Origin of the sequence: Sphingomonas qilianensis (assembly GCF_039614825.1) — a bacterium.
Lineage (GTDB): Bacteria > Pseudomonadota > Alphaproteobacteria > Sphingomonadales > Sphingomonadaceae > Sphingomonas > Sphingomonas qilianensis.
This window is the reverse complement of record NZ_JBDIMF010000003.1, coordinates 290,286-302,978: the sequence shown is the minus strand read 5'-3', so window position 1 is coordinate 302,978 and position 12,693 is coordinate 290,286. Positions and strand designations below refer to the sequence as shown.

Annotated in this window: 11 protein-coding genes; 3 read left to right on the top strand and 8 right to left on the bottom strand. The window is 63.6% G+C overall.

Annotated features, from left to right (window positions below; genetic code table 11):
• Positions 1-54: 54 nt before the first annotated feature.
• Positions 55-708 carry a hypothetical protein gene (locus ABC969_RS10145; protein WP_345864591.1) on the bottom strand — a complete coding sequence of 218 codons (654 nt, stop codon included), beginning with the start codon at positions 706-708 and terminating at the stop codon, positions 55-57.
• 190 nt (positions 709-898) lie between these two features.
• Here ABC969_RS10145 and ABC969_RS10140 point away from each other — a divergent pair, with 190 nt between their 5' ends.
• The 3 genes from ABC969_RS10140 to ABC969_RS10130 are packed head-to-tail and all read left to right on the top strand — an operon-like array spanning position 899 to position 4,270.
• On the top strand, positions 899-3,172 hold the full coding sequence (locus tag ABC969_RS10140) for an ATP-grasp domain-containing protein (RefSeq protein ID WP_345864589.1): 2,274 nt from the start codon (positions 899-901) through the stop codon (positions 3,170-3,172).
• A complete protein-coding gene (locus tag ABC969_RS10135) occupies positions 3,153-3,839 on the top strand; it encodes a hypothetical protein (RefSeq protein ID WP_345864587.1) in 687 nt (228 codons plus the stop codon). The genes ABC969_RS10140 and ABC969_RS10135 overlap by 20 nt, the downstream gene beginning before the upstream one ends.
• Positions 3,824-4,270, top strand: coding sequence for a GNAT family N-acetyltransferase (locus ABC969_RS10130; RefSeq protein ID WP_345864585.1), 447 nt, complete (start codon positions 3,824-3,826; stop codon positions 4,268-4,270). The genes ABC969_RS10135 and ABC969_RS10130 overlap by 16 nt, the downstream gene beginning before the upstream one ends.
• Before the next feature lies 1 nt (position 4,271).
• On the opposite strand, the gene ABC969_RS10125 is transcribed toward ABC969_RS10130, so the two are convergent.
• The 7 genes from ABC969_RS10125 to ABC969_RS10095 all read right to left on the bottom strand — a co-directional run bounded on the left by ABC969_RS10125 (position 4,272) and on the right by ABC969_RS10095 (position 12,654).
• A complete protein-coding gene (locus ABC969_RS10125; RefSeq protein WP_345864583.1) occupies positions 4,272-5,795 on the bottom strand; it encodes an MFS transporter in 1,524 nt (507 codons plus the stop codon).
• Positions 5,796-5,801: 6 nt separating this feature from the next.
• Positions 5,802-6,833 (bottom strand): lactonase family protein, encoded by a 1,032-nt coding sequence (locus ABC969_RS10120; RefSeq protein ID WP_345864581.1) that lies wholly within the window; start codon positions 6,831-6,833, stop codon positions 5,802-5,804.
• Positions 6,830-7,885, bottom strand: a complete 1,056-nt coding sequence (locus tag ABC969_RS10115; protein ID WP_345864580.1) for a zinc-dependent alcohol dehydrogenase — start codon at positions 7,883-7,885, stop codon at positions 6,830-6,832. Before ABC969_RS10115 ends, ABC969_RS10120 begins: the two co-directional genes overlap by 4 nt.
• A gap of 29 nt (positions 7,886-7,914) precedes the next feature.
• A complete protein-coding gene (locus tag ABC969_RS10110; RefSeq protein ID WP_345864578.1) occupies positions 7,915-8,655 on the bottom strand; it encodes an SDR family oxidoreductase in 741 nt (246 codons plus the stop codon).
• Between the two features lie 2 nt (positions 8,656-8,657).
• Positions 8,658-10,778 (bottom strand): hypothetical protein, encoded by a 2,121-nt coding sequence (locus ABC969_RS10105; RefSeq protein ID WP_345864577.1) that lies wholly within the window; start codon positions 10,776-10,778, stop codon positions 8,658-8,660.
• Positions 10,779-10,974: 196 nt separating this feature from the next.
• Complete coding sequence (locus ABC969_RS10100) at positions 10,975-11,496, bottom strand: hypothetical protein (protein ID WP_345864575.1); 522 nt, start codon at positions 11,494-11,496, stop codon at positions 10,975-10,977.
• A gap of 9 nt (positions 11,497-11,505) precedes the next feature.
• Positions 11,506-12,654, bottom strand: coding sequence for a zinc-dependent alcohol dehydrogenase (locus ABC969_RS10095; RefSeq protein ID WP_345864574.1), 1,149 nt, complete (start codon positions 12,652-12,654; stop codon positions 11,506-11,508).
• Between the last annotated feature and the right edge of the window lie 39 nt (positions 12,655-12,693).

Below are 12,693 nucleotides of genomic sequence, written 5' to 3'. Positions count from 1 at the left end.
CTGCACCACAATAAGCTGCCCAGGCTGGTAAACCCGCCGGCCCCGTTACCGATGCTAGGCGACACTCGCCCAGGCGCTGGCCGCCGCGGCGCGATTATCGCTCGGATAGGGAATTTGCGCGCGGAACGCGTCGTTGAATATGCCATCGACACGGATGCTGAACGACAATTCGCCGCTGGCATCGGCACCGTGGAACTGGTTGACCGTATCAAACCATGCCGCGTGCCCCGCGACGTAATCGCGCGCGCCAGTGGCGGGATCGAGCATGTAGAAGGGCTTGCCGAGATTAGTGCGAAACCAGATGAATTCGTGGCACAGATCGATGCTGTCGTGATCCTTGTGCGCGGGGACGGCGCGACCATCCGGATCGTACATGATCAGCATCCGCCCCGTGGCCGCGAACGGCAGCGTGGCGATAAACGCCATTAGCGGCGCGAATTCCGCTGCCTCGGGGCTCGGTTCCCATATCTCGGTGCGATCGAGATCATAATAATTTTCCGGCTCGCGCGATTGAGCCAGCTCGATCATCCGCGATCCCGGTCGATCGGGCGCATCCTCCTCAAGCAAAAACGGCCCGGTATAGAATGGCCGGTCTGCCGCCAACCGATCCCGCAGACGCTGGGTGATGAACCCGTCCAAAGCACGGAGTCGCGTGACATCGATAAAGGCGTCGACGTCTTTATAACTCGGATATTGCGCGCTGGTCATAATAATAAATATCTTAAATATTGCCGCCCGTACCCAACATCGTTTTCTATTTATTTTGTGCAACCTAAATCGCTTTGGCCGCGTTATTATAATTAGCTTAACCAAGCAGGCGAGTTCTCCCCCTCTGCAGCAAAAGTAGTTCGCTTGCATCTGTGCTGGCGGTAGCGTCTGCTATTATTCTGGAATCTGAATGAAAATCTATGTGAGCGGGCTGTACGCCGGCGGAAATCCGCAGCCGGGGGTCGGCATCGTCCGCTCGCTACGTCAGGGGTACCCCGACGCTACCATCGTTGGCGTCGAATATTCGAACCGCGTCTCGGGCATCCATTTCGATGAACTCGATGAACTGTGGATCCAGCGCCCGTGGGGCGAGCTCGATCTCGACGCCTATGGCGTTCAGGTGCGTGGCGCGCTCGACGCCGGTGGGCTGTGGATTTCGGGCAGCGATCTTGAGGCGATGTGGCTGGCCAGCGTGTTTCCCGATGGTCACCCCAATCTGCTCGCGCCGCCGATGGCGGGGATCAAGCGCATCACCAAGCCGGTGGTGGAAGCGGCCTCCGGGCTACCGATCAATATCCCGACCTATCTGTCGACCGAGCATAGCGACTGGGAACTGCATGCTTTCTGCCGCCTGCATAATTGGCGCGTGTGGCTCAAAGGCCCGTATTACGATGCTTCGCGCACGCCGACCTGGGATAGCTTCACCGCAGTGCGCAACGCGCTGAGCAAGGTCTGGTCGACCGAGAAACTGTTCCTGCAGGCGCATGTCAGCGGTTATGAGGAATCGGTCATGCTTACCGCCTACAAGGGCGAGTTGCTTGGCGCGGTCAGCATGCGCAAGCGCGATGTCACTGCCGAGGGCAAGACCTGGGCCGGTGACGTTTCCGAAGTGCCCCCCGCCTTCCTCGAACCGCTGCGGCAGATGGTGCGCGACACCAACTGGACCGGCGGCGGCGAGCTCGAAATGGTGCGCGATGCCGCCGATACGTTGTGGCTGATCGAAATGAACCCGCGCTTTCCCGCCTGGGTCCACGGCGCGACGATCGCCGGGCACAATCTGCCCGCCTTACTGGTGCAGGCGGCCACCGGCGTCGCCGCGCAGGCGGTGCCGGCGCAGGCCGCCGAGTTCACGCGCATCGTGCTCGAAGTGCCGGTGCGCGCGGATTACCCGCTGCCGCCCCTGCCGGAGCCGTTCGCCGGCGCGGTTGGTCATTCGATGAAGCATCCCTCGGGGCTGACCGCGCTCGCCGCGCGGCTGCACAAAATCGATCCCGACATGCTGGATGTCGCGCTGGCACCGGAAGGCTCCGCGCCCCCCAGCGCGGTCGCGGCATTGCCCGAAACCTTCGTCGCGGACATCGCGGCGCAGGATTTCGATACGATGCAGACGCCGCAATACATTTACATGGAGAGCACGGCGGAAACGCTGTTCAAACAGGCCGCCGATCGCGCGCATCGGCTCAGCACCAACGATGTCGAGGTGATCAGCGGCTATTCGATCAAGACCAATCCGGACAAAAGGCTGATCAAGCTTGCGCTCGATAACGGCTTCTATGCCGAGGCGATCAGCCTGGGCGAAGTGCAATCGGCGCTCGCCGTCGGCTTCCGCGCCGATCAGGTGATCCTCAACGGCCCCGGCAAATGGTGGCCCGAGGGGCTGATGCCGCGCGAGCGCATGCACGCGGTATTCTGCGACAGCATCGCCGATCTCGATCGTGTCGTCGCGGCGGTCGCCGCCGGCGAAATGTCTGCTAAGCATATCGGCATTCGCATCCGCACGCCGAACATCACCTCGCGCTTCGGCATCCCGCTCGACAGCCCGACGACGTTCGGCAAGCTGATCGACGCGGTCAAGCGCCTGCCCACCGGCAGCGCGTTCGGCGTGCATTTCCATATGGCCAGCAGCCATGTCGGCGTCGCGCAATGGTGGCACTTGTTCGAATCCATGCTGCGCTGGTGTCGCTCGATCGAACGGTTGAGCGGACGCACGATCGAGATGCTCGATATGGGCGGGGGCTGGTATCCCGACGATTGGCATGCCGACGAGACATCCAAGATCGCGCAGGCGGCCGAGCTGGTCCGCACCATGTTGCCCGGGGTGCGCCAGATCGCATCGGAGCCCGGCAAGGCGATGGCGCAGCCATCGATGGCGCTCGCGATGCGCATCCTGGAGATTCAGGAGCATGAAGACGACATGATCGAGGCGGTGGTGGATGCCTCGATCGCCGAGATCCCGATGCACTTCTGGCAACCCCACCGCATGGTCCGACAATGCGGCGAGACGGGCGAACTGCAGCCGATCGGCCGAGGCAAAACCTATCTGATGGGGCGATTGTGCATGGAGCACGACATCATCGCTTCCAACGTTCAACTCCCCGAAGGGACCCGCGCCGGCGACCTTCTGATTTTTTGTGATGCCGGCGGTTATGACAGGAGCATGTCCTATGTATTTGGCCGCGGATAACAAGAAAATTGTCGCCTCGAAGACCGAGCGCGCGGCCACCGGATCGTTCATGCTGGCCGGCGGCACGCCCGTGGCCTCGCCCGGCGGCAAATGGGAATTCTTCCCCAACAGCCATATCTCGCATCACGGCACGGCGTGTTGCGACATCGCGCATGAATGGCTGATCGCCTTCGATTACGCGCAGCTGAACGGCGGCGACAAGCTATCCGGCCCGCGCTGGATGCGCGAGCATTCGGCCTGGGGCCCGACGCCGTGGCCAATCCATTGGTGCGAGGCAGTCGATGCCAAGAAGGTCGATTGCGGCGTCCACGCAGCGATTGCGCACGAGGCATTCGTCGCGCGCGGCGTGCCGGCATACCGCGCGCAATTCATTCAACGCTACAGCGCCGATGCGGCGCGATCCTGGCGCGATAGCTGGGGCAAGGAAAGCGTGTCGGATCATTGGATCGACGGCGATGCCATCTATCATGAGGGCAATGCCGTACAGGTCGGCACGAATGAGGTGAAGCTGTGGGACGGATCGGCCGGCTGGTGGATCAACCCGCGCGGCGACGGCGGCTATGGCAGCCTTGCCGCGGCCCGGATCGAGGCTGCAGTGGATGATTTTCCCGATGGCTTGCACTGGGGCGATCGCCGCATCAAGCTCAACCAATGGACCAAGATCTGATCGCTCCCCCGCGGCTCGTTATTCCCGATACGCCGCGGGACGAGGATCGTGCCGCGATCCTGGCCGGCTTGGCCGCGTTCAATCGCGATCATGCCGCGCCCGGATCCACCGGCGCGCTGGCCGTGTTGCTCGCCGATGATGCGGGCCGGACGATCGGCGGATTATGGGGCCGGACGCTGTTCAGCTGGTTGCAGATCGAATTGCTGTTCGTGCCCGAGCAACAACGGGGCCAGGCGGTGGGATCCGCCGTGTTGCGCCGGGCCGAGGCGCTGGCGCTGGCGCGCGGCTGTATAGGCGCATCGCTCGATACCTACAGCTTCCAGGCCCGCGGCTTTTACGAAAAGCTCGGCTATAGCCTTGTCGGCACGATTACCGATTGCCCGCCCGGCGGCGCGCGGCACTTTCTCCACAAGCGCTTCGCACCCGCTTGAGCTAATTGTGCTTCTTGTGCGCCTGCGCCCGACGCAGCCGCCGCCGCACGCGCGCATCGCGCAGCAACGACACTGGCACGGCGGTTGCATCGCGCAGCCCGGCCACACTCGAGATATTGCGGATGCTGCGCAACGTCTCGGCCAGCACCTGCCCCATCATCTCGCGCCGCTCGATCTCGCCGCGCTCCTCCACCAGCGTCAGGCGGTGGATGGCATAGAGCCCAAGCAGGCCGGCAATGAGGAAATAGAAATCCCAGCTTGTGAGCCCGATCGGCAGCGTCGAGACGCCATTGGGGTTGGACCAGCGCACCAGCAGTTCGAGCTTCCGTCGGGCAAAGAAATCGGCCAGCAGCCCGCCCATGATCGGCGCCAGCCCCGCCGCCACCGCGGTGACCGTTGCGCTCGCCGCAACATAGGCGGTGGCGCTGCCGCGCGGCGACAGCTTCAGCGCAATGTTGGTCGAGGTCAGCGTGACCCCCGCCACCGAGGCGCCCATCAGGAGATGAAGCATCACCAGCCACGCCTTCATCATCTCGCGATCGGCGAATTGCGAAGCGCCGATCATGCCGACGATCGCCAGGATATAGACGGGGGCGCACACCGCGAGCACCGATTTGTTGGCGAAGCGATCACTCAGTGCGCCCCAGGACCGCAGGGCAAAGATGTTGGCGATCTGGCTGACCACGCTCAGCACCATCACGAAGCTGATAGGCAGCCCCAATTGGCGCACGATGAACACGGTGAAAAATGGTGTCGCGAGATTGACGGCGAATTGCCAGCTGCCGACGAACACCAGCAGCCGCACGAAATTCAGATCGCGCAGCGGCTGGCGCAGTAACTCGCCCAGCCGCACGCTGCCTATAGGCGGCGGCATCAGCGGCTCGGGCATGCCACTGACGACGCGTGCGCTGATCAACCCGGTAACGCAGCCGGCAGCGAACATCGCCGCGAAAACTGTGTTGCGCGAGGACGAACCCTCCCCGGTAAGATCGAGCGCGAGCGCGGCGACCAGCCCGAGCAGTAAGTTGATTGCAGTCAGCCACACGGTGCGCCTCGCGAAGACCTGCCCCAGCCGATCTTCCGGCGCGAGATCACGCAGCCAAGAATTCCACGCGCAGGTGCCGATCGCACCAAGGCCGCACAGTGTGAATTGTGCGGCCAGGAACACCCACAACGCCGCCGATCCCGTATAATAGGCCGCCACCGCCATCACTGCGAGCATCAGCCGCCCGGCGATGCTGGTGAACACCGCGATGCGCTTGCGCTGGCGCACCCGCTCGACCAGCAGGATGGCCGGCAATTGCAGCAGTTGCGCGAGAAACGGGGCGCTGGCCAGGATGCCCACCATCACGTTCGACGCGCCGAGATGCAGCGCGAAGGCGGTGAGGATCACGCCGGTCGTAAGCGCGGTCGCCCCGCCCGAGAACGCTGCCTCGATCACCAGCAGCCGAAGCCCGCGCTCGCACTCCGCCGCGCTGAGATGTGGTTGGGGGCTGAGCGTATAGATGGACGGCGCCCCCGGCATCCGCCGTCAGCGCGCCATCACGAAAGGGAAGGCGGCACCCGGCACGCTGAGTGGCGTGCCAGGGGGTGACAATGTGCCGTCTTCCCGCAGCGCGAGAATTGTAACCGTCCCGTCCTGCTCGTTGGCCAGCAGCATCTGGCGCTCGCTCTCGAGCAATACGAATGCGCGCGGCGAGGCGCCGCCGCTCGGCACATGTTGGAGCGGCGTGAGAATGCCGGCCTCGTTCCAGCCGAAGACCGCCACGCTATCGTGTCCCCGATTGGTGACATAGGCGCGGTCGCCCGCAGCATTGAGCGACAGATGGCCGCAGATATTGCGCGTCTCATGACTCGCGGGGAGCGTGGAGACCGTCTGCCGCGCGATCAGCCGGCCCTCCGCCACCTGCAGCACGGTCAGCGTGCTGGCGAGTTCGCTGGCGAGCAGCGCGAGCGGGAGCACCGGATGGAAGACGAGGTGCCGTGGCCCGCTGCCCGGTGGTGCGGCGAAAGCGATGCATGGCGCGCCGATCGATCGCGTGGCGGGATCGATCGGATAGGCCAGGATTTGATCCGTGCCGAGATCGACATGAAACAACCAGCGATCATCGGGGCTGAAGCAGACGCAATGCGCGTGTGGCCCCTCCTGCCGCTCGGCAACCGGCCCGCGGCCCGCATTCCGGCGCATCTCAGGCGGATCGACCGGCAGCCCCGTTGTCGCGTCGAGCCTGAACAGCGCGATATCGCCGCTGCCATAATTGGCCACCGCCAGCAGGTCTTCGCGGCGATCCAGCGAGATGTAGCAAGGATCGACGCCGTGCGTTGCCACGCGCGCCAGCCGCTCCAGCCCGCCCGCCCCGTCACGGTAGCAGCCGATAGCCCCTGCCGGCTGCTCATCGACAAAGTAATAAAGCCCGTGCCGCGGCGAATACGTACCGAACGAGGCATTGGGGACGCCCGCATCCGCCGGTCCGACGCTCCAGCCGCCATCGGCAAGGTCGAGGACGCTCAGCCCTGCCCCGCCCGCATTTGCATAAGTTCCGATGCGAAAACGCGATGTCACGAGATCGTGATCGCGACGAACACCGCCCCGGTATGCTCCTTGGCGGCGGCGGTTTCGAACGCGTCGTTGATATGATCAAGATCGAAGCGGTGCGTGATCAATTTACTGGCGTTCAATTTCCCGCTGGCCAGCAGGTCCAACACAGTGCCCTGTTCGGGATAGATATCGTGATAGGCAAAGCTCGCGCTCATGAGGATGCGGATTTCGGACATCTGGATGCGCTGCCATTCGAGCGGGATGGCAATTTCGCCCTTGTCGAACCCGCCGACCACGACCACCGCGCCGCCCCGCCGCACACACCGCGTCGCCAGTGGCAAGGTTTCCGGCATGTGCTCGCCGCCGACGCATTCGAACACCACGTCGGCGCCGCGCCCGCCAGTAAACGCCATCACCCGCGCGACGAGATCGTCGCTGCCATTGTCGACGGTCTCAGCAGCACCAAGCTCGCGCGCCAGATCAAGCGAGCTTTGGACAGGATCGGCGATCAGCACATCGGCCCCGGCCAGCCTGGCAAGCTGCAACTGGCCAAGTCCAATCGGCCCCGCCCCGATCACCACGATCTTCTGGTTGAGCTCGACGCCCGCGTGATGATGCGCGTGGAGGCACACCGAAAAGGTGTCGATCAACGCGGCTTCCTCGAAGCTGACATGATCGGGCAAATGATAGAATTTGGACTCCGGGCCGCAGACGAACTCCCCATAGGCGCGCGAGACATATTTGGTCCGCACGTCATAAAGATGCTCGCAGATATTGTAGCGTTGAATCTTGCAATATTCGCAGACGTCGTCGCCCATCACCGTTTCGATCACGACGCGGTCGCCCGGCTTGAAGCGCGATACGGCCTCCCCCACCTCGACCACTTCGCCGGCCAGTTCATGCCCCACGATATGGCATTCAAGCTCGGGCTCGGCCTTTTGCCAATGCCGCAGATCGGTCCCGCAAATTCCCGCCACGCGCACCCGCGCCAGCACGAAATCCCGCGACGGGATGATCGGACGCTCGACCTCGGTCACCTCGAACCTGCCGCCCGCGGTCTTGAGTGCTGCTTTCATCGGGACATGCCTTGTATCGAGAGGAGTGCTCAGCTGGTCTTCTGGCGCACGGGTTCGATCCTGAGATTGACGATGTCGGCGCGTTCCGATCGCGTGGCGGCAAACAAGATTGCTTCTGCGACCTCATCGGCAAAGAGCATTTCGTGATCGGCGATCGCCTGCGCTTTTTCGTCGTCGCTGCATTGCTGCATCGGCGTCGATACCGAACCCGGCTGGATCACGCTGACCTTGATGTTTTTGTCGGCAACTTCCTTGTGCAGCGTCTCGGCAAAAGCCTGGATGCCCGCCTTGGTCGCGGCATAGACGCTTTCGCCGGGCTTCTTGATATCGACGCTGATCGAACCGACCAGGATCAGATGCCCGCCGCCCTGCGCCGCCATGCGCGGGATGGCGCGGCGCGCGGCGGCGAGCGTGCCGATCAGATTGGTTTCGATCACCTGCCGCCAATCATCCTCGGCCATTTCGTGCAACGGCTCCGCGCCGATCGCGGCGCAGGTCACCAGCAGATCGATTCCGCCGAGCTGCGCATCCACCGCGGCGAACACGCGGTCCATATCGTCCTTGCTCGCGACATCGGCGATCAGCCCGGCGGCGCTGCCGCTTCCGCCCGCCGCATCGGCAAGCGACTCATCGAGGGTCGCCTGGTGACGCCCGAAGGTCAGCACCTGCGCGCCACCCTTGGCGAGCATCGCGACGGTCGCACGCCCGATCCCGGCGGTGCCACCGGTGACGAGGACCCGCTTGCCGGCTAAGGTATCACGTTCGATCATGATTATTCCCAGGTCAGAATGAGGCGGCCACTGGCGGGCACGTGATAATCGAAGCGATCGTCGGACGAGGAATGCGGGCGCAGCGCATCGCCGCCCGCGGTGATCAGCCGCAGCTTGGTCAGCTTGCGGCGCTTCAGCCGCACGATGCTGAGCCCCGCGGTGCAGGTGTCCCCGCCATCCAGCGTCAGCGTCAGCGCGCGATCCCCGGTGCGCTCCATGCTGCGCACGAAATGATCGCAATACAGCTGAAAGGGTGCACCCTCGACCGGATGGAAGGCGCGCGTGGCGAAAATAAAAGCGGCACCGGCACCATACACCTCTTGCCCGACCTGCCCGGCCTGCTGGCCGTCTACGTAAAGATCCTCGAGCGGGAAGCATAGTTTGCGATCGATATGGCCGTTGCTCTCCCGCTGCTCGGGCGACACCGCCTCGGGCGGGAGCGCATCGGGATAGAAAAACCACGCGCGGTGCAGCGCGTATCGGCAATATTCCGAGATCAGCATCCGCGCGGCAGGCTCGAGCGCGGGACCGCTATCGTCGAGATAGCATTGGAACGCGACGAACGAATCGAAACATTCGTAGATCGCCATGTACGGCGCATCCTGCAGGCAGGTGACGCCGAGGAAATTGCTATACTGCGCGGCATGCTCGATCTCGCTCTCCCACATCGCGCAATTGTGGAAGAAGCTAGCGAGATAGACGTAGCTTTGCTCAAGATAGACGCAGCGATTGGTGATGCGCCACAGCCGCATGCATGCAGCGGCGCCCCAGGCAGTGAGATTGGCCTGATAATTGACGTCGAAGCGCAGGCCCATCGCGGCGTCGATCGCGGCGCGCGCCTCGTCCAGATACATCTTGTCGTCGGTCAGTTCGAACGCCTGCAGCATCGACCAGGCATAGATGCCGCCGACATCGGTCTGCCCCCGGTCGTCGGCGCCGGCGACTTCGGTGATGACCGAAAAGTCGGTGATTTTATACTGGACCGGCCACTCATAGTTGAAGTGATGGGCCGCCTTGATGCCAAAGCAGATCGATTTGAGCAGCAGCGCGCGCGCATCCGCGTCGCCATCGAGCGCGAGACGGCCGAGATTGATCATCGGGTGATAGAGATACCAGCTGTCGACCGCATCGGCATCCTTGTCGGCGCCGACATTGGGCAGATAGCGCCGCAATGACTTGAGCTTGGGATCGTAGAATTTCTCCAGCCCGGCCTTGAACGCCGCCTCCAGCGGATGCGGCACGCCCGACCATTTGCCCCAATCATGGATCGTGGCGATGAGCGACATCTGCACCATGATGTCGGGATATTCCGCCGCGGTGTAGGGGTGCACGTACCGATGGCCGTAATGCGCGATCGTAGCCTCGGGCGCTTGATCGAGATCGCGCAAGGTGCGTTCGGCGCGGTCGATCCAGTCGCGATACCCGACATGCGGCAGTTCGAGCATGCGATAGGCGACGCCCAACATCTGCAGGAATTGCCGTGCGGATTCGCGCTCGTGCGGGGGCGCATCGTGGCGGAAAACGAGAATCGCGTCGGACAGCGTCACCATCTCGCCGGCAGGCAGTGGATGATCGGGCGACGTGGCCGGCGGCGGGAGATAGCCTAGCTCGGGCCATTCGCCGCCGACGACGCTTTCGGGCGTGGTCCTGGTGGCGACGAAATAATCGTTCAGCGCGGTCAGGTTCTGCAGGTACAGCACGTTGCCAAAGGCGGGCTGGTCGAGCCGGAAATAGACGAAGGCGGTGTTCAGCCGGCGCTGCGTCGCCTCGATCGTGCCGTGCGCACCGAGCGGATCATCCTGCACGTCGAGCGGATACAGATCGCGCGGCACGAATGGCAGCAGCAGTGGTGCGGCGGGGGTGAGAGTTACCGTGACGCGCAGATGTTCGAGCGTATCATTGCTGGTGCGCAGGATCACCACATGCGCGCCAAGCGCACTCGACAGCGTGACCCGGGCGAGTTCGCCGGGTGCCGCACGTGCCTTCTTCCACGTGAAAGGGCCGGCGAGATAGGCGGCGCGCAATGCCACGCCGCCCTTGCCCGGGCGCCGGACGAACACCCACAGCGAGTCGTCACCGGCGCACAGCTCGACATCGAGCTCGCCCACGACGACGTGGGCCACACGCTGCGTCCGACCCGCCCGCGCCGCCCGCTGGACGCCAAGGAGGTGCGGGCTCAACGCCACATCATCGCGCGCCACTGTCGCCATCAAGACACCCTTATTCTACGCTGTTATCACCACGGTTAACCGCGGACCACGCCGCGGGTTCCGTGGCGGGCTGCGGGCGCGCGTTGCACTGCAGCGCACCCTGCCAGGATCAATAATCCGGGCGGGGGGCGAGTACGGGCTGCTCGGCGCGCGCCTTGCGCACGCTGCCGATCACCGCGAGCGTCGCCGCAAACAGGCCGAACACGACCGCCTTGTTGGCGAGACCGATCTTGTTGTGCTGCCACGCCGATCGCATGCCCATTTCGGCAGGTATATTGGGCACCTTGCCGCGCCCGAAATCCTCGATCACCCCTTCGACGACGTTGATGCGATCCGCGCCCATCAGCATTAGCCAGTGCAGCCAATCGGATTCACTGCGCGCAAAGGCGAAGCGCCGGATCACGCCGCTGACCCCGCTGGGGGGCGCGGAAGTGCCGACCACCGCCGGGCGATGATTATATTCGATCGATTCGAGAATTTCGACATCCGCCTGCTGCCGCGCCGGCCGCTTCCAGGTGTCGCCGCGGGTTTGATCCTCGATGCGCCGCATTGGATACGTCGGATCATTTTCCGGATCGACATCGATTCCCCAGCCGGGGACGGTCGATGGATCCACACGCATGGTGTTCATGGGTTTTCCTTACAGACCATTGGGGAGCAAGACGGGCTTGATGCAGCCATCGAGCTTGTTCCAGAAGATGTGATAGGCATCGGCCACGTCCTCCAGCGGCACACGGTGCGTGATCATTTCGCTCGGCTTCAACACGCCGGTGCGGACATGCTCGATCAGCTTGGGCAGCAGGCGTTTGACCGAGGCCTGATTGGCGCGGATCGTGATGCCCTTGTTGACGACATTGCCCATCGGCACGATGTTTCCGGTCGGGCCGTAGACGCCGACGATCGAGACGATGCCGCCCTTCTTGACCGAATTGATCGCCCAATGCAGCGGAATGGCGTTGCCCGCGACCAGCTTGAGCCGCTTGCCCAGCACCCATTGCGCACCGTTGCCATTGGCATCACCGCCGACCGCATCGATACACACATCGGCGCCCAAACCATCGGTCTGCTTCTTCATGAAGACGGCCATGTCGTCGATCTCACGGAAGTTATACACTTCGGCAGGGCAGAATTTTCGCGCGAATTCGAGGCGGTAGTCGACTTCGTCGAACACGATCACACGGCCCGCGCCGAACAACCAGGCGGCTTTGGCCGCCATCAAGCCAACCGGCCCCGCGCCGAACACCGCAACCGTATCGCCCGGCGTGATGCCGCCCATTTCTGCCGCCTGATACCCCGTCGGCACCACATCGGTGAGCAGCACCGCATCGTCCGGATCCATCCAGTCGGGGATTACCGTTGGCCCGACATCGGCATAGGGCACACGGACATACTGCGCCTGACCACCATCATAGCCGCCCGCCGTGTGCGAATAGCCGAAGATGCCGCCCACCGCGGTCGCCTGCGCGTTGGATTCGTGGCAATTGCCAAACAGCCCCTGCTGGCAGAAATGGCACCGCCCGCAGGCGATGTTGAACGGCACCAGCACATGATCGCCGACCTTCAGGTGTTCGATCGCCGGGCCGACCTGCTCGACGATGCCGCAGAATTCGTGTCCGAAGGTCATGCCCACCCGCGTATCGGGCACCATGCCGTGGTACAGGTGCAAATCCGATCCGCAGATGCAGGAACGCGTCACGCGCACGATTGCATCTTCGGGGTGCAGGATCGTGGGCATCGGCTTTTCGTCGGCGCGGACCCGATAGGGGCCGCGATAGTTCATCGCTAGCATGCAAAATTCCTGAAATGCTCTTCTGGGTAAGCCCTCGCT